Genomic DNA, 20629 nt, shown 5'->3' on the forward strand with positions numbered 1-20629 from the left:
CCTGGACCCGGGAATTACCTGAAGGCGGAAATCAGCCCTCGAAGTTGACGTCGTCGCCGTCCACGATGCCGCCGGCGGCACAGGTTTCCGTGATGCTCGGCGAGTTGATCGGCACCGCGGCGCCCAGCACGCCGACGTTGTTGCCGCAGGCGCCGACGACGGCGTTGACGTTGTTGCCGTTCAGCACGCTGAGCAGCGGGCCGTTCGACTGGTGGAAGCCGTGGTAGTAGTTGTGGTGGCCCTGGTCGTGGCCGTGGTGGTCGTCGCCCTCGCCGGCCATGGCGGCCGGGGCGAACGCGAGCGACAGAGCGGCAGCAGCGGCAACCGCGGCGAAAACCTTCTTCACGTCGTTCTCCTTCATGTCGGGTCTCCCCGTCATTTCCGGAGTCTTCGGGGATCTCCGGACGGTGGGGTTCTCGTGCAGAAAAGCTACCCGCGGGAATCTGGCTTGATGCTCCCGTTGCCCCCATTGTGTGACGGCATGATCAACAACATTCCCCCTTCAGGTGGTGTTCGTTTCGCGATTCGGCCGCGACCGGGACGCTGTGGTACACGCTCTACGCTCTCCTGCTCATGGACGCAGGCGAGCTGGTGCGCAGGTACCTGGTGCTGGGGCTGCGGCTCGGGCGGCTGAGGTCGGGGTTCGTGGACTCGTACACCGGCGACCCGGCGCTGAGCCGCGCGGTCGACAACGAACCGCGCCTGGACCCGCGGGCGCTCGCCGGGCACGCCCGGCAGCTGCGCGCGGAGTTGCTGGACTGCGCCGACCTCGCCGACCAGCGCAAACAGTTCCTCGACGCGCACCTGAGGGCGATGGAGTGCAACGCGCGCAAGCTCGCCGGCGAGCGCATCTCGTTCGTCGACGAGGTGGAGCAGTACTTCCAGGTGCGCATCCGCCCCGGTGACGAGGACGCGTACGCGCAGGCGCACCGCAACCTCGACGCGCTGCTGCCCGGTCGCGGGTCGCTGGGCGACCGGCTGGCCGACTTCCGCGCGGACGACGAGGTGCCGAAACGGCGGCTCCAGGGGTGCGTGCAGGCCCTGTCCAGCGCCCTGCGGGACCGCGTGCGGCACCGGTACGCGCTGCCCGAGCAGGAGATCGTCGAGTACCAGGTCGTCACGAACAAGCCGTGGAGCGGCTTCAACTACTACCTGGGCGGCTACCGGTCCAGGGTCGCGATCAACGCCGACATGGGCCACCGCATGTCGAACCTGCCGCACCTGGTCGCGCACGAGTCCTACCCCGGCCACCACACCGAGCACTGCCGCAAGGAGGCCGGGCTCGTCCACCGGCGCGGGCACGCCGAGCAGTCGATCTTCCTGATCAACACGCCGCAGTGCCTGATGGCCGAGGGCATGGCCGACCTGGGGCTGCACGCCGTCGTCGGGCCCGGCTGGGGCCTGTGGACCGAGGAGGTCCTGCGCGACCTCGGGTTGCGAATGGACGGCCGACTGTCCGAAGAGGTCGAGGCCGCGGCGGCCGGTCTGCTCACCGTGCGGCAGGACGCCGCGCTGATGCTGCACGACCGAGGTGCCGACCAGGACGACGTCGTCGCGTACCTGCGCAAGTGGCTGCTGGTGCCGGACCGCCGCGCGCGGCAGATGGTGCGTTTTCTGGCGGACCCGCTGTGGCGCGCGTACACGACGACGTACGTCGAGGGGGTGCGCCTGGTCAGGGCCTGGCTGGACGTCCGCGCGCCCGGTGAGTCGCTCGAGTCCCGGTACCTGAGGCTCCTCGACGAGCCGCTGGTGCCGGAGTCCTTGCGGGCCCAGGTCCGCGAAGGGCTGTCGTGGCTCGCCCGCAACGCCGCCGAGAGCGGCTCCTGACCTGCGGATAAACCTCTGCGACCACGTTTCGTCCAGTTTTCGCGGAGATGACAAGTTCGGATTCACCTGTGTGGCTTCATGCACACGTGGCACTTCCGCAGGTAACTTCGGAAGTGGCGGGACGCGACCACTGCGGACCGCGCAGGGAGGCTCTGATCGTGGCAGACGACGTCGCGAGGGGGCCGGCACCCGGCCCTCGTGGCCGACCAGCCTGAAAGGGCGGGACGGTCGATCAGGGTGGTGCCTGGCCCAGCGAGGAGCGGACGCGGGTGCCGCGTTCGTGAGGGAGTTGCCGTGAACGCACGACGTCCCGCGAGCCGTTCCTCAGGCTCATCGCGCACATCCTCCTCCCGGCGCAAGTCCGCCGCTCCGGCCATCACCACGTATGTGCTGGACACGTCGGTACTGCTGTCCGACCCGCTCGCCCCCACCCGGTTCGCGGAGCACGAGGTCGTGCTCCCGCTCGTGGTGATCAGCGAGCTGGAGGGCAAGCGCCACCACCCCGAACTGGGCTGGTTCGCGAGGGAGGCCCTGCGCCTGCTCGACGACCTGCGCTTGCGGCATGGTCGCCTCGACTCCCCGATCCCCATCGGGGATCTGGGAGGCACCTTGCACGTCGAGCTCAACCACTCCGACCAGGAGGTGTTGCCATCAGGCTTCCGAACGGACTCCAACGACGCCCGGATCCTCGCGTGCTCCCTCAACCTCGCCGCTGAGGGGCGCAACGTCACCCTGGTGACGAAGGACATGCCGCTGCGGGTCAAGGCCGGATCGGTCGGCCTGCCCGCGGAGGAGTACCGGGCGCACGACGTCACCTTGTCCGGCTGGACCGGGATGTCCGACCTGGACGCTCCGCAGTCCCTGGTGGACGGCCTGTTCAAGGAGAACGTCGTCGACCCGGCCCAGTACGAGGGCCTGGAGCACGTCGCCGAGCTGCCCTGCCACACCGGTCTGCGGTTGCTGGCGGGCACGTCGAGCGCTCTGGGCCGGGTGACCGCGGACAAGCAGATCAGGCTGGTGCGCGGGGATCGGGAGGCGTTCGGACTGCACGGGAGGTCCGCTGAGCAGCGGATCGCGCTGGACCTGCTGCTCGACGCCGATGTCGGCATCGTCTCGCTGGGCGGACGTGCGGGCACCGGCAAGTCGGCACTGGCGCTGTGCGCCGGTCTCGAAGCGGTGATGGAACGACGGCAGCACCGCAAGGTCGTGGTGTTCCGGCCGCTCTACGCGGTCGGCGGCCAGGAGCTCGGGTACCTGCCCGGCAGCGAGAACGAGAAGATGGGGCCGTGGGCGCAGGCGGTGTTCGACACCCTCGGCGCGCTGGTGAGCCAGGCGGTGCTGGAGGAGGTGCTGGACCGCGGGATGCTGGAGGTCCTGCCGCTCACCCACATCCGCGGCCGCTCGCTGCACGACTCCTTCGTGATCGTGGACGAGGCGCAGTCGTTGGAGCGCAACGTCCTGCTGACCGTGCTGTCGCGGCTGGGCAGCAACTCACGGGTGGTGCTGACGCACGACGTGGCGCAGCGCGACAACCTGCGGGTCGGGCGGCACGACGGCGTGGCGGCGGTGATCGAGAAGCTGAAGGGCCACCCGCTCTTCGCCCACATCACCCTGACCCGCTCGGAGCGGTCGCCGATCGCGGCGCTCGTCACGGAGATGCTGGAGGACTACGCCTCGTAGTGTCCTGAGTGGACGGAACGGCCCCGCGTTCCCACCGCGCGGGGCCGTTTCCCGTTCTCTGCCAGGACACAGGCCCTAGTCGAGCGCGCGCCTCATGAAGCCGCGCAGACCCAGCCCGCCGAAGCCCGCGATCGCCACGACGAGCACCAGCAGCACGACCGGCAGCGGCATGTGCGGCACCTCCGGCACCAGCTCCGCCCGCATGCCCTCGCTGACGTACGTCAACGGGTTCAGCGCGCAGACCACCTTGAACCACAGCAGGTCGTCGCTCAGCGACCGCCACGGGAACTGCGACGAACCGGTGAACAGCAACGGCGTCAGGATCACCGCGAACATCACGTTGACCCGGCGCGCGGGCACCGACGTGCCGATGACCATGCCGACCGACCCGCCCGCGAGACAGCCCAGGACGATCACCAGCAGCGCACCGGGGATTCCCGACCACTGCCAGGAGACGTCGAGCATCACGAACCCGACCGGCACCATCAGCACCGCGGCGAAGAACCCGCGGATCGCGCCGAACACGATCTTCTCCACCGCGACCAGCGGGATGGAGATCGGCGCCAGCAGCCGGTCCTCGATCTCCCGCGTCCACGAGAAGTCCAGCACCAGCGGCAGTGTCGTGTTCTGCAGCGCGCCCAGGAACCCGTTCATCGCGATGATGCCGGGCAGCAGCACCTGCGCGAAGTCGTCCTGGACGTACCCGATGTCCCCCAGCACCTTCGCGAAGATGAAGAGGATGAAGAACGGCTGGATGATGACCTGCGCGAGGAAGCTCGGCAGCTCGCGGCCGGTGACGAAGACGTCGCGCCACAGGATCGCCTTGAACGTGCGCAACTGGCTCACCGCAGCTCCCGCCCGGTCAGGTGGATGAAGACGTCCTCCAGGCTGGGCTTGCCGATCGCCACGTCGCTGACGACGACGTCGAGGTCGCGCAGCACGTTCAGCACCGCCGGCAGCGTGACCGCGGTGTCGGCGTCGGTGTACACGCGGTACATCCCGCCGACCTCCTCGACCCGCTGCGCACCGTCCACCTCGGACAGCACCTGGTTGATCTTCGCGGGCTCGTGGCCGTTCGGGCTCACCGTGACGCTGACGGTGTTGCTGCCGGGCAGGTTCCTCGTGAGCTCCGCGGGCGTGTCGAGGGTGAGCAGCTTGCCGTGGTCGACGATGCCGACCCGGTCGCAGAGCTTCGCCGCCTCGTCCATGTCGTGCGTGGTCAGCACGACCGTGACGCCCTCGGCGTGCAGTGCGGCGACGCGTTCGTGGACGAAGAGCCGGGCCTGCGGGTCGAGCCCGGTGCTCGGCTCGTCGAGGAACAGCACCTTCGGGCGGTGCATGAGCGCGCGGGCGATCATCAGCCGTTGCGCCTGACCGCCGGAGAGCGTGTCCACGAGCGCGTTGCGGTGGTCCTTCAGCCCCATGCGTTCGAGGATGTCGTCGGCGAGCTGCTGGCGTTCCTTCGGTCCGATGCCGTGGTAGGCGGCGTGGAACAGCAGGTTCTGCCGTGCGTTGAGCGAGCGGTCGAGGTTGTTGCGCTGCGGCACGACCGCGAGCAGCTGCCGTGCGCGCTTGGAGTCGGCGACCACGTCGACGCCCTCCACGAGCGCCTGCCCCGAGGTGGGGCGGACGCGCGTGGTGAGCACGCCGACCGTGGTCGTCTTGCCGGCCCCGTTCGGGCCGAGCAGGCCGAACACCTCACCGCGGCGGACGGTGAAGCTCAACCCGTCCACCGCCGGCTTTTGTCCTGGTTTGTAGATTTTGCGGAGTTCTCTCACGGAGACCGCGTCGTCCATTCCTCACCAACCCCCTGGCAACGGCCGCCCTTCCGCGAAGCCAGCAGCGGACTGGATGCCGAGAACTGCCTTGTCGTGGAACTCCTCCAGCGAGGTCGCACCCGCATACGTGCAGGCCGAGCGAACGCCGGACGTTATCGCGTCGAGCAGATCCTCCACGCTCGGGCGCGCCGGGTCCAACCGCATTTTCGACGTCGAGATGCCTTCTTCGAACAGGCCCTTCTTCGCACGGTCGAACGCGTTGTCGCTGCGCGTGCGCGCCGTGACCGCCCGCTTCGACGCCATTCCGAAGGATTCCTTGTAGAGATTCCCGCGTTCGTCGCGCTGCAGGTCACCGGGCGACTCGTAGGTGCCGGCGAACCAGCTGCCGACCATGACGCTGCTCGCGCCCGCCGCCAACGCCAGCGCCACGTCCCGCGGGTGCCGCACGCCGCCGTCGGCCCACACGTGCTTGCCGAGCCCGCGCGCCTCGGCGGAGCACTCGGCGACGGCGCTGAACTGCGGCCGGCCGACGCCGGTCATCATGCGGGTGGTGCACATCGCGCCCGGTCCGACGCCGACCTTGATGATGTCCGCACCGGCCTCGACGAGGTCCCGCACGCCCTCCTTCGTGACCACGTTGCCCGCGGCGATCGGCACGGTCGGGCTCGCCTCGCGAACCGCGCGGATGGCGCCGATCATCTTCTCCTGGTGCCCGTGCGCGGTGTCGACGACCAGCACGTCCACCCCGGCCTTGAGCAGCGCCTCCGCCTTGGCCCTGACGTCGCCGTTGACCCCGACCGCCGCGGCGATCCGCAGCTGCCCGTCGTCGTCGGTGGCGGGCTTGTAGATCTCCGCCCGCAACGCCGAGAGCTCGGTCAGCACGCCGCGCAGCCGTTGCTGCTCATCGACGCCGAGCGCGATCTTGTGGGTGCTGTGGTGCAGGTGCTCGAAGACGTCCTGCGGCTTGGTGTCGAGCGGCAGCAGGAGGACGTCGGTGTTCATGACGTCGCCGATGCGCGCGAACCGGTCGACCCCGGTGCACGCGGCCTCGTCCACCACACCGATGGGCCGCCCACCGTCGTCGACGACGACAACCGCGCCGTGCGCACGCTTGTGCATGAGGTTGCGCGCGTCCGCCACGGCGTCACCGGTGGTGAGGGTGAGCGGCGTGTCCCAGACCGAGTGCCGCTCCTTGACCCAGGCGGTGATCTCCGCGACGGCCTCCGTGGGCACGTCCTGCGGGATGACCACGATCCCGCCGCGCCGCGCGATGGTCTCGGCCATCCTGCGCCCGGCCACGGCCGTCATGTTCGCCACGACGATCGGGATGGTGGCGCCGGTGCCGTCCGAGGTGGACAGGTCGACGCCGAACCGCGACTCCACGGCGCTGCGGCCGGGGACGAGGAAGACGTCGTCGTAGGTCAGGTCGTAAGAGGGTCGATGCCCTTCGATGAACCGCACGTGCTTCCACGATACGCGCAGCGCCCGGGATGGCCAGCCGCGTCTACGGCCGCCACACGTACGGCGTCGTGGTCGTCACAGCCGTGAACCCGAGCCGTTCCAGGATCGGCCGTGAGTCCTCCGACGCGTCCACCTGCAGGTACCGGACGCCGCGCTCGACCGCGACCCGCGCCCGGTGCGCCACCAGCGCCCGGTAGATGCCGCGCCCGCGCCACCGCTCCAGCGTCGAGCCGCCCCACAGCCCGCCGAACTCGGTGCCCGGCACGACCTCCAGCCGGGCCGACGACACGACCACGTCCCCGGCCTCCGCGACGACGATCACCACGTCCGGGTCGTCCTTGATCGACACCAGCCGGTCGACGAGCGCGCCGCAGTCCTTGCCCCACACTTCGCCGAGGCAGTCGCCGATGCGCCGCAGGTCGGCCTCGGCCCGCGTCTCCCGCAGCACCACGCCGGCGACCTCGACCGGCGCCGTCATCTCCTCGGCGAGGCCGATCAACACCGTCTCCCGGTCCTCGGCGGCGAACCCGGCGGCCTCCAGGCGCCGCGGCAGGCCGGCGGGCCGGTCGTGGGCCCAGGTCTTCCACTCGACCGGCTGACCGCGCCGCGCGAAGACGTCGCGCTGCCGTGCGATCAGGGCGTCCAGCTCGGCGCCGGTGACGCCCAGGTCGGGCAGGCCCGCGACGGTGCCGCCGTGCGGGCCCTCCACCCGGAACACCGGGCCGTCGCGGTGCACGGGGGCGCCGGGGACCGCATTCGCCCACTCGGCGGGACGGGCCTGGGTGTCGTAGGCGCTCAGCAGAGCGGCAGCGTCGGTCACTGACCCAACGCTATGGGCGCCGGTTCCTCGACCGCACGCGATTTACCGCCCTTGTGCAGCGCGATGCCGCACCCGAGCGTCACGGTGACGACGCCGGCCGCGGACGCGAACGTCAGGTCCTGCACGCCGAGCAGCACGGACGCCGCCAGCCCCGCGACCGGCATCAGGCCGATGAGCACGCCCGCGCGGTCGGAGCCGAGGCGGTGCACGGCGAAGTACCAGAGGCCGAACGCCAGCGCGGTGACGAGGACGGCGAGCGACACGAGCGCGAGCGCCTGCTTCGCGTCGGGCACCTGCCAGCCGCCGACGAACGTGCCCAGGACGGACCCGATGACGGCCGCGATGATGCACGTCCAGGTGGCCACGCCGAGCACGCCGAGCCGTTTCACCACACCGACCGCGAACAGCGTGAAGCAGACCTCGCCGGCCATCGTGAGCAGGGCGAGCAGCAGGCCGGGGCCGTGCCACGCGCCACCGCCGGACAACACCACCACGCCCGCGGCCACCACCACCGCGCCGACGATCGCGGCAAGCGACCGTTGCCGGGCGAGCAGGGCGAGGGCGATCGGCGAGGCACCCATGACGGCGGCGACGAAACCGGGTTCCGCGTACTGCTGGGCGGCGATGAGCAGGGCGTTGAAGCCGAGCATGCCGGTGAGCACCACGCCGAGCAGCGGCGGGAGGTCGCGCCACGACGGCACCGGCAGCCGGCGCGCGACCAGCAGCAGGATGGCCGCCGCGAGGGCGTAGCGCAGGGCCTGGCCGGTCAGGACCGGGTAGCCGGCCAGCATCCCCGTGATCGGAACCGACGCGCCGACGATCGTTGCCGCTGTCGCTCCCGCGGCCACCCCGAGTCTCATGCACCAGAGCTTTGCCGCGGACTGGTCCAGATTTAAGCTCCACTTCGATGTCTGCGAACTGGACCACTTTCCGCGAGCTGCTGCTGCCCGAGCACCAGCGGCGCCGTGGCGTGGAGGCAGCGCTGCGGCGGGCGGTCCGGGACGGGCGGCTCGCACCGGGCACGCGGCTGCCGTCGTCGCGCGACCTGGCCGCGCAGCTCGGCGTCGCGCGCGGCACCGTCACGTCGGCGTACGCGCAGCTCGTGGCGGAGGGCTACCTCACGGCCCGGCGCGGGTCGGGTACGACGGTCGCGGCGCTCGGGCCGGCCGGGGTGTGCGGGGTGCCGGAGCCGCCGCGGCGCTGGCGGTACAACCTGCGGCCGGGACTGCCCGCGCTGAGCGCGTTCCCGCGCGCCGACTGGGTCGCGGCGCACCGCGCGGCGCTGGCCGAGCTGCCCGACGACGACCTCGCCTACCCCGACCCGGCCGGGTTCGTGGGGCTGCGCAAGGAGATCGTCGACTACCTGGCGCGGGTGCGCGCGGTCGTGGCGCGCGACGCGGTGATCACCAACGGCTCGGCGGACGGGCTGCAGCTGACCGCGCGGATGCTGAACGGCAGCATCGCGATCGAGGAGCCGAGCCACTTCGGCGGCGCGGACCTGCTGCGGTCGCACGGCCTCAAGCCGGTGTCGGTTCCCGTTGACGACAAGGGAATCCGGGTCGACCTGTTGTCCAGAACGGACTGTCGCGCGGTGCTGGTGACGGCGGCGCACCAGTTCCCGCTGGGGGTGGTGCTGCACCCGGAACGGCGGCGGGCGCTGGTGGAGTGGGCGCGCGAGCGGGACGGCCTGATCATCGAGGACGACTACGACGCCGAGCACCGCTACGACCGGCCGGCGCTGGGCGCGTTGCAGGCGCTGGCGCCCGACCACGTCGTGTACCAGGGGACGACGAGCAAGGTGCTCGCGCCGGCCCTGCGGCTGGGGTGGCTGGTGGTGCCGGAGCGGTTGCGCGCGGGTGTCGTGGACCGCAAGAAGTACAACGACATGGGCACCGGCACGATCCCGCAGGCCGCCTTCGCGCACCTGCTGCGGACCGGTGGTTACGACCGGCATCTGCGCCGTACGCGCGCGCTCTACCGCAAGCGCCGGGATGCGTTGCTCGACGCCGTTGCGACGCACTTGCCGTCGTGGCAGCCGATCGGTGTCGCGGCCGGGTTGCACGTGGTGCTGCGCATGCCGGACGGCACGGACGACATGGCGTTGAAGCGCGCACTGGAGGCGCGAGGTGTGCACGTGTGGGCGCTCGCGCAGTACGCGCGCACGCCCATGTGGCCCGGACTGGTGCTGGGCTACGCCGCGCTGACGCCGGACCGCCTGCGCGAGGCAGTCCGCGAGATCGCCGCGGTGGTCTAGAGCGGGAGCTCAGGGCGTCACAGGTACAACAGCTGGCAGCCTGCTCAGAGGATGTGTTCGCGCTTCTCGGCGGCGGTGTTGCCCTGGAGGATGTGCTCGCGGGCCTGACCGGCGGTGGCACCGGCCGTGACAGCGGCGACGGCGGCGACGAGCAGGGCGGCGGCGATGATCTTGACGGCTCGCATGGCGCGGTGAACCCCCAGGTAGAACGAATGTCGGGCCCAGCCTAGTCCGGCCCTCGAGAAATTGTCAGTGCACGGGTGCACCATGAAACCGTGCACCTCTCCGAAGTAGTCGACACGTCGGCCGCGGTGGCGGCGACGCGGTCGCGCCTGGCCAAGGTCAAGGCGCTGGCCGCGGTGCTGCGCGCGGCGGTGGCCCCCGCGGACGCCGAGGACGTTGCAGGGGCCGGAGGCGCCGCTGGCACCGGGGACGCCGCAGGAGCCGAGGGCACCTTGGACGCCGAGAACGCCGCCAGCACCGCGGACACGGTGGTCGCCGTCGTGTCGTTCCTCATCGGCACGCCCCGGCAGGGCCGCATCGGCACCGGCTGGCGGACGGTCCTCGACCTGTCCGTGCCCCCGGCCGCGGAGCCGTCGCTGACCGTGGCCGAGGTCGACCTGACCCTGGGGGCCGTCGCCACGACGTCCGGCAAGGGGTCGGCGCAGCGGCGGGTCGACCTGCTGGTGGGGCTGTTCGGCCTGGCCACGGCCGCCGAGCAGGACTTCCTGCGCCGCCTGCTGACCGGTGAGCTGCGCCAGGGCGCGCTGGAGGGCGTGATGCTCGACGCCATCGCCTCGGCGGCGGACGTGCCGGGTGAGGCGGTCCGCCGGGCGTTCATGCTGTCCGGTCGCCTGCCGGAGACGGCCGTGGCGGCGTTGCGGGGCGGTGCCGGGGAGCTGGAGGCGTTCCGGCTGGAGGTCGGCCGGCCGCTGCGCCCGATGCTGGCCTCCCCCGCCGAGTCGCTCGACGCGGCGCTGACCGAGCTGGGCGGCTGCGTCGTGGAGCACAAGCTCGACGGGGCCCGCATCCAGGTGCACCGCTCCGGCGACGAGGTGCACGTCTACACCCGCACGCTGCGGGAGATCACCAAGACCGTGCCGGAGCTGGTCGAGCTCGTCCGCGGCCTGCCGTGCACCTCGGTCGTGCTGGACGGCGAGACGCTGGCGCTGACCGACGAGGGCCGCCCGCGCCCGTTCCAGGAGACGATGAGCCGCTTCGGCGCACAGGACGAACGCGAGCTGCTGCTGCACCCGTACTTCTTCGACTGCCTGCACCTCGACGGGGAGGACCTGCTCGACGAACCGCTGCGCGACCGCCTCGCCGCCCTGCGCTCGGTCGCGGGTGAGCACGTCATCCCCGGCGTCCTCGACCCGTCACCGGAGGAGGCAGGCGCGGTGGTGGCGGCGTCGCTGGGCGCTGGCCACGAGGGTGTGATGGTGAAGTCGCTGTCCTCGGTCTACGCGGCGGGCCGGCGCGGCCGCTCCTGGCAGAAGGTGAAGCCGGTCCACACCCTCGACCTCGTGGTCCTGGGCGTCGAGTGGGGCTCCGGGCGCCGCCGCGGCTGGCTGTCGAACCTCCACCTCGGCGCCCGCGACCCGGACGGCGGCCCGCCGATCATGGTCGGCAAGACCTTCAAGGGCCTCACCGACGAGCTGCTGACCTGGCAGACGAAGGCCCTGCAGGAGATCGCGGTCTCCGAGGACGAGTGGGTCGTGATGGTCCGCCCGGAGCTCGTGATCGAGATCGAGCTGGACGGCGTGCAGGTCTCGTCGCGCTACCCCGGCGGCGTGGCCCTGCGCTTCGCCCGCGTGGTCCGCTACCGCCCGGACAAGGACCCGTCCGAGGCCACGACGATCGAGGAGGTGCGTGCCCTCCTGCCGACGGCGCTCAGCACCGGCCCGTGACGACCGCGATCTGCGTGGCGAGCGCGAGCAGCTGCCGCAGCTCGTCGTAGCGCTGGTAGTCGTGCGTGCCGGCGGCGGCGAAGCGCTCCTCCAACCCGGCGTGCACCTGGTCGAACATGGCGAGCTGCACCGCCGTGAGCCGGCCGCGCCGCACCAGCGCGGCGGCGAGGCAGTGCAGGTCGACGTCGGCGATGGCGCCCTTCGAGTACCGGAACCAGACGGCGTGCAACGCCGCTTCCCGCCGTGCGCCGTGCCAGTGCGACGGCCGGTTGGGGTTGGGCGCGGCTGGGTGCGGCACCCGCAGACCGAGCCGCTTGGCCCGCCGCCGCAGCACGGCGTAGGCGCGGACCTCGGCCTGCCACGCGTGCCGGCCGGCCGTCAGCACCTCCACCGCCAGTGGCAACGCCGCCGGGCCGGAGGCGAAGTCACCGGCCACGGCCTCCAGGAAGCTCATCGACGCCGCGAACCCGATGAGGTGGTAGCACTCGACGCAGCCCTTCAGGCCGTTGACCCGCTGGTTCAGCGGCAGCGAGACGTCGAGCGCCTTCCTGGCCGACCGGGCGCAGCTCACGCCGCAGGGCAACCGGACGGCGGCACCGAGCCGGGGTGCGGCAGCGGCTCCCCCGCGGGCGGAAGTCGCGGGGGGAGCCGGTCCACGCCGCTCTGGACCTCAGGTCAGGTCCGGGCCCTGCTCCCGCAGGTCGTCCACCTTCGACATCGCGTCCCGCAGCTCGGCCAGCCACGAGTCCGCGTGCTCCCCGACCAGCCGCACGGCCCACGCCAGCGCATCGGCCCGTGACCGCGCCACACCGGCGGCCACCAGGGTGTCGAGCACCTGGCGCTCCGGCTGACGCAGGCGCGTCATCACCGGCACGGCCAGGTGCGTGAAGAGCTCGCGGGTGCCGCCCTGCACGGCGCCCCACGCCACCTTGCGGCCGTAGCGGTGCTCGGCCTGGCGGGCGATCTCGATGCGTTCGTCGCGGGTCTGCTCGCGCCACCGGGAGATGCGGCCCGACTCGGCCGCCGCGCGGGAGGCGTCGTCGAACTCGCCCTCCAGGTCGGGCAGCGTGCCGACGACGGTGATCTCCTCGCGGTCGACGACGACCTCGGGGGCGCCGGTGAACCAGCCGTCCGGCAGCCGGCCTGTGAACCAGGCCGCCGCGTCGTCGGCCGGTGGCAGGTCAGCCTGCTGCCAGCCTCCTCGTCCGCGCCATCCACGTCCCATTTCCACCACACCCTTGATTACATGATTACGTCGTTACCGACGTTACGCCTGCAATCAGTCAGAGGGTGTTCGCCGACAGTGAAGTGACCAGCGCGTCCACCGACACCACCGGCCGGTCGCACACGTAACCGCGGCACACGTACGCGGCGGGCGCCTCGTCCACCGGCGGACGGTCCTCCAGCAACGGCGCCGAGCCGGGTTCGCCGGCCACCACGACCCCACCGCCGGGCACGTGGGCCACCGCCGTCGCGAACAGCTCGACCAGGCGCGGATCGTCGACCGCCCCCACCACGGCGACCTGCACCGGGCCCGCCACCAGCGCCTCGGCGACGGTGAGCCAGTGACCCGCGAACCGGGGCGCGCGTGCGGCCAGCAGACCCGCGCGGGTCACCGCCGCAGCGGCGGCCTCGGCGTAGTGGGCCGACCGGTCCGCGCCGACCAGCAGGGACGCGGTCAGCAACGCCGAGGCCAGCGACGAGGCACCGGAGGGCGAGGCGTTGTCGGTCGAGTCGGCCGGGCGGCGCACCAGCGCCTCGGCGTCGTCCGCGGTGTCGAAGTAGGCCCCTGCGGTGCCGGGGACGGCGAAGCGCGCCAGTGCCGTGTCCAGCAGGCCGCACGCCGTGTCGAGCCACCGCACCGACCCGGTGACCTGGTGCAGCGCGAGCAGGCCGTCCGCCAGGCACCCGTAGTCCTCCAGCACGCCCGCGGACGGGCCGGCGACGCCGTCGCGCGAGGTCCGCAGCAGCCGTCCCTCGACCAGGTGCACGCCGGTCAGCGTCGTGGCCGCCGTCGTCGCCGCGAGCACCCAGGACGTCTCGCCGAAGAACGCGCCCGCCTCGGCCAGCGCCGCGATCGCCATGCCGTTCCAGGCCGCGACCACCTTGTCGTCGCGGCCGGGCTGCGGGCGCTCGGCACGCCGCGCGAGCAACGCCGCCCGCACGTCCTCCCCCGGCTCGGACACGAACCGCAGCGTGGACCTGCCGTCCTCGAAGTTCGGCTCCTCGGTGACGCCGAAGGCTTCTGCCGCCGCCGCACCCAGCTCGTCGTACGACCACACGTAGGTCAGGCCCTCGACGCCCTCGGTGTCCGCGTCCAGCGACGCCGCGAAGCCGCCCTCGTCCGTGCGCAGCTCGCGCAGCAAGAACCCGGCCGTGTCACGCGCGACCCGCTCATAGCGCGAAGAACCCGTGACACGCGTGAGGTGCGTGTAGAAGCGGAGCAGCAAAGCGTTGTCGTACAACATCTTCTCGAAGTGCGGCACGACCCAGGACGCGTCGACGCTGTATCGGGCGAACCCACCGCCGAGCTGGTCGTACATGCCGCCGTCGGCCATCGCGTCGGCCGTGACGGTCGCCATCGACAGCGCCTGCACCGAGCCCGTGCGTTCGTGGTGGCGCAGCAGGAACTCCACCACCATCGACGGCGGGAACTTCGGTGCGCCGCCGAAGCCGCCGTTGCGCCGGTCGAACTCGCCCAGCAACGACACCACCGCACCGCCCAGCACCTCGGCGTCCACAGTGGACGGCGGTAGCGGCGTGGCGCGGCGCGAGATCTCCTCCACCACGGCCGAAGCGGACGCCAGCACCTCGTCACCCTGCGTCGTCCACGCCGAGGAGACCGCCTCGACCAGCTGCCGGAACGACGGCATGCCGGGCCGCGGCGACGGCGGGTAGTAGGTGCCCGCGTGGAACGGCTTGGCGTCCGGGGTGAGGAACACGGTCATCGGCCAGCCGCCGTGGCCGGTCATGGCCTGCGTGACCTCCATGTACACCGCGTCGACGTCCGGGCGTTCCTCGCGGTCGACCTTCACCGCCACGAAGTGCTCGTTCACGTACGCGGCGATGCCGGCGTCCTCGAACGACTCGTGTGCCATGACGTGGCACCAGTGGCAGGCCGCGTACCCGACGGAGAGCAGCACCGGGACGTCGCGCCGCCGGGCCTCCTCGAACGCCTCGGGGCACCACGGCCACCAGTCGACCGGGTTGTCCGCGTGCTGCAGCAGGTAGGGGCTGGTCGCGTCCGCTAGCCGGTTCGTCATGCGAACAACACTAAATGAGCAGCGGAAACGGCGACTCTCGATCAGACTCGACCGGGTGTTGCTCACCATGACCACCACCCACCGGCCGGCGACCGACCTCGGTCACCTGCTGCACAAGCACCCGGACCGGGCCCAGTCGTTCACGACGAGCTCGGGTGTCGCGCACGTCTTCTACCCGAAGGCGACGCACGAGGAGTGCACGGTCGCCCTCCTGCTGGAGGTCGACCCGGTCGCGCTGGTGCGAGGTCCCGGCAGCACGCTCACCCAGTACGTCAACGACCGCCCGTACGCGGCCGGGTCGTTGCTCACGGTCGCGCTCGGCAGCGTGTTCCGCACCGCCATGAACGGCCGCAGCGACAGCTACCCGGAGCTGGCGCGCACGCCGATCCCGCTGGTGGTCCGCATTCCCGCGCTGCCGCACCGGCTCGCCGACCGGCTGTTCACGCCGCTGGGCTGGACCGTCGAGGTCGACGAGCACGGCGACTCCCGCTACGGCGACGTCACGCTGACCGGCACGGTCAAGCTCAGCGACGCGCTCCGGCACCTGTACGTGCTGCTGCCCGTGCTCGACGGCGGCAAGCACTACTGGGTCGCCGCCGACGAGGTCGACAAGCTGCTCAAGGCCGGTGACGGCTGGCTGGCGCAGCACCCGGACAAGGAGCTGATCACCACTCGCTACCTGGCGCGCAAGCGGCCGCTGGTGCTGTCGGCGCTGGAACGGCTCGCCGAGGTCGACGAGGTCGAGCCGGAGGAGCTGGACAACGCGCTGGCCGAACCGGAGGTCTCGCTCGCCGCGCAGCGCAAGGTGGCCGTGGTCGAGGCGCTCAAGCAGGCGCGGGCCAAGCGCGTGCTCGACCTCGGCTGCGGCGGGGGCGCGCTGCTGCGGGTGCTCGTCGACGAACCCGAGTTCACCGAGCTGCACGGCGTCGACGTGTCCGCGAAGGCGCTGCAGGAGGCCGCGCGCAAGCTGAAGCTCGACCGCGTGAACGACCGGGCGCGCGAGCGGATCACGCTGCGGCAGTCGGCTCTGACCTACGCGGACCCCGAGCTCGCCGGGTACGACGCGGCGGTGCTGATGGAGGTCGTCGAGCACGTCGACCCGTCGCGGCTGCCCGCGCTGGAGCACTCGGTGTTCGTGGTCGCGCGCCCGGCGACGGTCCTCGTGACCACGCCGAACGTGGAGTACAACCCGCTCTTCGACACGTTGCCGGAGGGCCGGTTGCGGCACTCCGACCACCGTTTCGAGTGGACTCGCGCGGAGTTCCGGGAGTGGGCGGGAGGTGTGGCCGCACGACGCGGTTACACCGTGCGACATGTGCCGATCGGGCCGGAGGACGCCGAACGTGGCGCACCGACCCAGATGGCCGTGTTCAGCCTGGGGGCGGAGAACTGATGGAACTGAAGATCCCGGACCTGTGCCTGGTGGTGCTGGTCGGAGCCTCCGGCTCGGGCAAGTCCACGTTCGCGCGCAGGCACTTCCTGCCCACGCAGGTGCTGTCCAGCGACTACTTCCGCGGGCTCGTCTCCGACGACGAGAACGACCAGTCGGCGTCCGCGGCGGCGTTCGACGTGCTGCACCACGTCGCGGCGAAGCGGCTGGAAGCCGGCAAGGTCACCGTGGTCGACGCGACCAACGTGCAGGCGCCCGACCGCGCGAAGCTGGTCGAGATCGCGAAGCGCGCGAACGTGCTGCCGGTGGCGATCGTGCTGGACACGCCGGCCGACGTCTGCCTGCGGCGCAACGCATCGCGGCCGGACCGCGACTTCGGCGCGCACGTCGTGAAGCGGCACCGGGCCGCGTTGCACCGGTCGTTGAAGCATCTGGGCAAGGAGGGCTTCAAGCGCGTGCACGTGCTGCGCTCGGAGTCCGATGTGGACAACGCGACCGTCGTGTACGAGAAGCTGCTCAACGACCTGCGGCACGAGACCGGCCCGTTCGACGTGATCGGTGACGTGCACGGCTGCCGCGCCGAGCTGGAGGAGCTGCTCACCGAGTTGGGCTACGCGCTGGTCCGCGACGAGGAGGGGCGCGCGGTCGACGCGCTGCCGCCGGGTGACCGCAGGGCCGTGTTCGTCGGCGACCTGGTCGACCGCGGCCCGGACACGCCCGGTGTGCTGCGGCTCGTCATGGGCATGGTCGCGAACGGCCACGCGCTGAGCGTGCGCGGGAACCACGAGGAGAAGCTGGTCCGCGCGTTGCGCGGGCACAAGGTGACGGTCCGGCACGGGCTGGAGAAGTCGCTGGAGCAGCTCGCGCACGAGCCGGAGGAGTTCCGCCTGGCTGCGCAGAAGTTCTGCGACGGGCTGATCGCGCACTACGTGCTGGACGACGGCAAGCTCGTCGTGGCGCACGCGGGCCTGCCCGAGCGCTACCACGGCCGTGCGTCGGCGAAGGTGCGCAGCTTCGCGCTCTACGGCGACACGACCGGCGAGACCGACGAGTACGGCCTGCCTGTGCGGCTGCCGTGGGCGAACGACTACCGCGGCTCCGCGATGGTGCTGTACGGGCACGTGCTGGTGCCCGAGGCCGAGTGGGTCAACAACACCATGTGCCTGGAGACGGGCGTGGTGTTCGGCGGGAAGCTGACCGCGTTGCGCTACCCGGAGAAGGAGCTCGTCTCCGTCAAGGCGCACCAGGTCTGGTACGAGAACGACCGGCCGTTCCCGCCGCCGGTCGCCGAGCGCGCGCCGGACGTGCTGTCGCTGACCGACGTCACCGGCCTGCGCCGGATCGAGACGTCGGTGATGGGCGCGGTGACGGTGCGCGCGGAGCAGTCGGCCTCGGCGCTGGAGGTGATGAGCCGGTTCGCGATCGACCCGCACGACCTGCTGTACCTGCCGCCGACGATGGCGCCCACGGCGACCTCGCGGCGCGAGGACGTGCTGGAGCACCCCTCCGACGCGTTCGCCGAGTACCGCGCGGCCGGTGTCGCGCAGGTCATCTGCGAGGAGAAGCACATGGGCTCCCGCGCGGTGCTGCTGGTGCGCGAGGAGGGCGGGGCGGTGTACACGCGCACCGGCCGCGCGTTCTTCGACGGCGCGTTGGGCGAGGAACTGCTCGACCGGGTGCGGGAGGCCGTCCGGCCGCTGTTCGCCGAGCTCGCCACCGACTGGCTGCTCCTCGATGCCGAGCTGCTGCCGTGGAACGCCAAGGCCTCCGGCCTGATCCGCGAGCAGTACGCGGCGGTCGGCGCGGCGGCCGGTGGCGCGCTGCCGGTGGCGGTCGAGGCGTTGTCGGCTGCGGCGGCCCGTGGTGTGGACGTGTCGGACCTGCTGGCGCGTACTTCGCGTCGTGCCGCGAACGCCGTTGCGTACCAGGAGGCCTACTCGCGCTACTGCTGGCCCACGAACGGTCTGGAGGGCGTGCGGATCGCACCGTTCCAGCTGCTGGCGGCGGCCGGGCAGACGTTCCACGACCGCTCGCACCTGTGGCACCTGGAGAAGCTGGGTGCGCTGGAGGGTCCGCTGTGGCAGCAGACTCGGCACCTCGTGGTCGACGTCACCGACGAGTCCTCGGTGGCGCGCGGGGTCGAGTGGTGGGAGTCGCTGACAGCGGACGGCGGTGAGGGGATGGTCGTGAAGCCGCTGGCGAACCTGACCCGGCGGGCACAGCCGGGCGTGAAGGTGCGCGGGCGCGAGTACCTGCGGATCATCTACGGCCCCGACTACACCGAGCCGGCGAACCTGGCCCGTCTGCGCAAGCGCAGCCTCGGCCGCAAGCGCGGGCTGGCGTTGCGCGAGTACGCACTGGGCATCGAGGCACTGGAACGGGTCGCACGCGGCGAGCCGTTGTGGCGCGTGCACGAATGCGTGTTCGGCGTGCTGGCGCTGGAGTCGGAACCGGTGGACCCGCGACTGTGACGGCCGGGACGCACGCCTGCATCCTGGCGGGCGTGCGCCGGAACCCGGTCAGTCCTTCTTCGGCGCCTTCGCCGGCTCCGCGGTCTCCGCCGGCTCGTCGAACGACGCGGGCAGCTTCCTCAGGTGCTTGTTCATCGAGCGCACCAGGAAGAACACGGCGACGAAGAACAGGATGAGCAGGACGAGGCCGACCGGGGAGGACTTGCCGAAGTCCTCCCCCTGGCCGCCCTTGTCGTCGTTCGTGTTCGACGGCTGCTGAACAGCGACGATCGCAACCGTGTCGGTCCAGGGGTTCACCCCTAGACCTTAACTCCGGCGAACAGGTCGTCTTCGGGCAGCGTCGAGTCGACCTGCGAGCGCACGAGCTCGTACTCCTCGGTGGGCCACACCTCGACCTGGATGTCCATCGGGATGGCGAACCAGCGGCTGGTCGGGTCGATCTGGGTGGCGTGGGCCTTGAGGGCCTCGTCACGGACGTCGAAGTACTCGGAGCACTGGACGCGGGTGGTGACGCGGTCCATCACGTCGGGACGGGCGGCGTCCCAGTTCGCGAGCCACTCGGTGTAGGGCGACTCCAGGCCGCGCGCCTCCAGCGCCTCGTGGAACGCCACCAGCTTCGCGCGGGAGAACCCGTGCGAGTAGTAGACCTTCACCGTGTCCCACGCCCCGCCGAGCTCCGGCTTGTACGAGGCGTCGGCGGCCGCGTCGATCGCGGCCATCGAGATCTCGTGCGTGCGGATGTGGTCGGGGTGCGGGTAGCCGCCGTTCTCGTCGTAGGTGACGATCACGTGCGGGCGGAAGTCGCGGATCGCCTCGACCAGCGACGGGACCGACTCCTCCAGCGGGACGAGGGCGAAGCAGCCCTCGGGCAGCGGCGGCTTCGGGTCGCCCTCGGGCAGACCGGAGTCCTTGAAGCCCAGCCAGCGGTGCTGGATGCCGAGGATCTTGGCCGCGTTGGCCATCTCCTCGCGGCGGACCTCGATGATGTTCTCGAGCACGTCCGGCTTGTCCATCGCCGGGTTCAGAATGCTGCCCGCACCACCGTCGGTGCAGGTCACAACCATGACGTCGTGCCCTTCCGCGATGTAGCGGGCCATCGTGGCCGCGCCCTTGCTCGACTCGTCGTCGGGATGTGCGTGCACTGCCATAAGGCGCAGCTTGTCGGCCATGACCCCCGTGGTCCTCCTGTGTGAACGGTCCTGCGACACTCAACAACTGAACGTCGAGCACCATTGTTCCCCAGAGGCTTGAGGAGGCGCGGGATAGTGGCACAGCGCGCTCTCCCCGAGGGGCGGTACGGCAAGAGCAGCCGCGCGGCGATGCCCAGGCTCGCGCGGTGGGCGTTACTCGCCGTAGCCGTGGTGGTCGGTGCGGTCGTCGCGTTCGTCGGTTACCGAAATCTCGGCACAAAACCGATCGAGGCCGAACAGACGGCGTTCCAGATCCTCGACAGCGAGCGGGTGCAGGTCACTTTCCAGGTTTCCCGAGACCAACCGGAGCGACCGGCCGTCTGCATCATTCGGGCCCGGTCCAAGGACGGGGACGAAGCGGGTCGGCGTGAAGTTCTGATCCCGCCGGGGAATTCGACCGTTGTCGAGACAACTGTTGTTCGCGGTTCGAAGCCGCCGGTCACCGGCGAAGTGTTCGGCTGCTCCTACCAGGTTCCCGCCTACTTGTCCACGACCTAGCGGCCAAGCGGGTGATCTGCGGTTTAAGCGGCGAGATGAGGAACAAATCGCCGTCGCTGAACGTTGTCTCCGTGTTACTATTGCAGCTCA

The 20629-nt window shown here is 71.3% G+C and carries 19 protein-coding genes; 7 read left to right on the forward strand and 12 right to left on the reverse strand.

Annotated elements, in window-relative coordinates:
• Positions 1 to 31: 31 nt before the first annotated feature.
• Positions 32 to 361 carry a hypothetical protein gene (locus ACZ7CF_RS10325; RefSeq protein ID WP_470369433.1) on the reverse strand — a complete coding sequence of 110 codons (330 nt, stop codon included), beginning with the start codon at positions 359 to 361 and terminating at the stop codon, positions 32 to 34.
• Positions 362 to 573: 212 nt separating this feature from the next.
• Between ACZ7CF_RS10325 and ACZ7CF_RS10330 the strand changes: the two genes are divergently transcribed.
• A complete protein-coding gene (locus ACZ7CF_RS10330; protein WP_360386029.1) occupies positions 574 to 1827 on the forward strand; it encodes a DUF885 domain-containing protein in 1254 nt (417 codons plus the stop codon).
• 387 nt (positions 1828 to 2214) lie between these two features.
• Positions 2215 to 3507: a PhoH family protein gene (locus ACZ7CF_RS10335; protein ID WP_360386027.1), complete on the forward strand. Its 1293-nt coding sequence runs from the start codon at positions 2215 to 2217 to the stop codon at positions 3505 to 3507.
• Positions 3508 to 3582: 75 nt separating this feature from the next.
• Here the strand turns inward: ACZ7CF_RS10335 and ACZ7CF_RS10340 are convergent, their stop codons facing one another.
• Genes ACZ7CF_RS10340 through ACZ7CF_RS10360 form a run of 5 tightly spaced genes read right to left on the reverse strand, consistent with a single transcriptional unit; the run spans position 3583 to position 8426 of the window.
• Positions 3583 to 4353 (reverse strand): ABC transporter permease, encoded by a 771-nt coding sequence (locus tag ACZ7CF_RS10340; RefSeq protein WP_360386025.1) that lies wholly within the window; start codon positions 4351 to 4353, stop codon positions 3583 to 3585.
• Complete coding sequence (locus ACZ7CF_RS10345) at positions 4350 to 5303, reverse strand: ABC transporter ATP-binding protein (RefSeq protein ID WP_360386023.1); 954 nt, start codon at positions 5301 to 5303, stop codon at positions 4350 to 4352. The genes ACZ7CF_RS10340 and ACZ7CF_RS10345 overlap by 4 nt, the downstream gene beginning before the upstream one ends.
• Before the next feature lie 3 nt (positions 5304 to 5306).
• Complete coding sequence (locus tag ACZ7CF_RS10350) at positions 5307 to 6746, reverse strand: GuaB1 family IMP dehydrogenase-related protein (RefSeq protein ID WP_470369434.1); 1440 nt, start codon at positions 6744 to 6746, stop codon at positions 5307 to 5309.
• Positions 6747 to 6789: 43 nt separating this feature from the next.
• Positions 6790 to 7566, reverse strand: a complete 777-nt coding sequence (locus ACZ7CF_RS10355; protein WP_470369435.1) for a GNAT family N-acetyltransferase — start codon at positions 7564 to 7566, stop codon at positions 6790 to 6792.
• Entirely contained in the window at positions 7563 to 8426 is an 864-nt protein-coding gene (locus ACZ7CF_RS10360) for a DMT family transporter (protein ID WP_470369436.1), read from the reverse strand. The genes ACZ7CF_RS10355 and ACZ7CF_RS10360 overlap by 4 nt, the downstream gene beginning before the upstream one ends.
• 47 nt (positions 8427 to 8473) lie before the next feature.
• Between ACZ7CF_RS10360 and pdxR the strand changes: the two genes are divergently transcribed.
• Complete coding sequence (gene pdxR, locus ACZ7CF_RS10365) at positions 8474 to 9820, forward strand: MocR-like pyridoxine biosynthesis transcription factor PdxR (RefSeq protein ID WP_470369437.1); 1347 nt, start codon at positions 8474 to 8476, stop codon at positions 9818 to 9820.
• 44 nt (positions 9821 to 9864) lie between these two features.
• Here the strand turns inward: pdxR and ACZ7CF_RS10370 are convergent, their stop codons facing one another.
• Complete coding sequence (locus ACZ7CF_RS10370; protein ID WP_470369438.1) at positions 9865 to 10005, reverse strand: hypothetical protein; 141 nt, start codon at positions 10003 to 10005, stop codon at positions 9865 to 9867.
• 90 nt (positions 10006 to 10095) lie between these two features.
• Between ACZ7CF_RS10370 and ACZ7CF_RS10375 the strand changes: the two genes are divergently transcribed.
• Positions 10096 to 11727, forward strand: coding sequence for an ATP-dependent DNA ligase (locus tag ACZ7CF_RS10375; protein ID WP_470369439.1), 1632 nt, complete (start codon positions 10096 to 10098; stop codon positions 11725 to 11727).
• On the opposite strand, the gene ACZ7CF_RS10380 is transcribed toward ACZ7CF_RS10375, so the two are convergent.
• From ACZ7CF_RS10380 to ACZ7CF_RS10390, 3 genes are all read right to left on the reverse strand, one after another.
• Positions 11711 to 12298, reverse strand: coding sequence for a hypothetical protein (locus ACZ7CF_RS10380; protein WP_470369440.1), 588 nt, complete (start codon positions 12296 to 12298; stop codon positions 11711 to 11713). The genes ACZ7CF_RS10375 and ACZ7CF_RS10380 overlap by 17 nt on opposite strands.
• 99 nt (positions 12299 to 12397) lie before the next feature.
• Positions 12398 to 12952, reverse strand: a complete 555-nt coding sequence (locus ACZ7CF_RS10385; RefSeq protein WP_470369441.1) for a hypothetical protein — start codon at positions 12950 to 12952, stop codon at positions 12398 to 12400.
• Between the two features lie 58 nt (positions 12953 to 13010).
• Positions 13011 to 14990 carry a thioredoxin domain-containing protein gene (locus ACZ7CF_RS10390; protein ID WP_470369442.1) on the reverse strand — a complete coding sequence of 660 codons (1980 nt, stop codon included), beginning with the start codon at positions 14988 to 14990 and terminating at the stop codon, positions 13011 to 13013.
• A 55-nt stretch (positions 14991 to 15045) separates the two neighbouring features.
• On the opposite strand from ACZ7CF_RS10390, the gene ACZ7CF_RS10395 reads away from it, so the two are divergent.
• Positions 15046 to 16383, forward strand: a complete 1338-nt coding sequence (locus ACZ7CF_RS10395) for a 3' terminal RNA ribose 2'-O-methyltransferase Hen1 (RefSeq protein WP_458429347.1) — start codon at positions 15046 to 15048, stop codon at positions 16381 to 16383.
• The gene (locus ACZ7CF_RS10400; RefSeq protein ID WP_470369443.1) at positions 16383 to 18851 is read left to right on the forward strand and encodes a polynucleotide kinase-phosphatase; all 2469 of its coding nucleotides are present in this window, start codon (positions 16383 to 16385) and stop codon (positions 18849 to 18851) included. The genes ACZ7CF_RS10395 and ACZ7CF_RS10400 overlap by 1 nt, the downstream gene beginning before the upstream one ends.
• Positions 18852 to 18899: 48 nt before the next feature.
• Here the strand turns inward: ACZ7CF_RS10400 and ACZ7CF_RS10405 are convergent, their stop codons facing one another.
• Together ACZ7CF_RS10405 and mca are read right to left on the reverse strand one after the other, a co-directional pair.
• Entirely contained in the window at positions 18900 to 19148 is a 249-nt protein-coding gene (locus tag ACZ7CF_RS10405; protein WP_458429349.1) for a hypothetical protein, read from the reverse strand.
• Between the two features lie 2 nt (positions 19149 to 19150).
• Positions 19151 to 20020 carry a mycothiol conjugate amidase Mca gene (gene mca / locus ACZ7CF_RS10410; RefSeq protein ID WP_360386001.1) on the reverse strand — a complete coding sequence of 290 codons (870 nt, stop codon included), beginning with the start codon at positions 20018 to 20020 and terminating at the stop codon, positions 19151 to 19153.
• 96 nt (positions 20021 to 20116) lie between these two features.
• Between mca and ACZ7CF_RS10415 the strand changes: the two genes are divergently transcribed.
• Positions 20117 to 20539 carry a DUF4307 domain-containing protein gene (locus tag ACZ7CF_RS10415; RefSeq protein ID WP_360385999.1) on the forward strand — a complete coding sequence of 141 codons (423 nt, stop codon included), beginning with the start codon at positions 20117 to 20119 and terminating at the stop codon, positions 20537 to 20539.
• The last annotated feature ends 90 nt before the right edge of the window (positions 20540 to 20629 follow it).

It is taken from the genome of Lentzea sp. NPDC036955 (genome assembly GCF_055608005.1).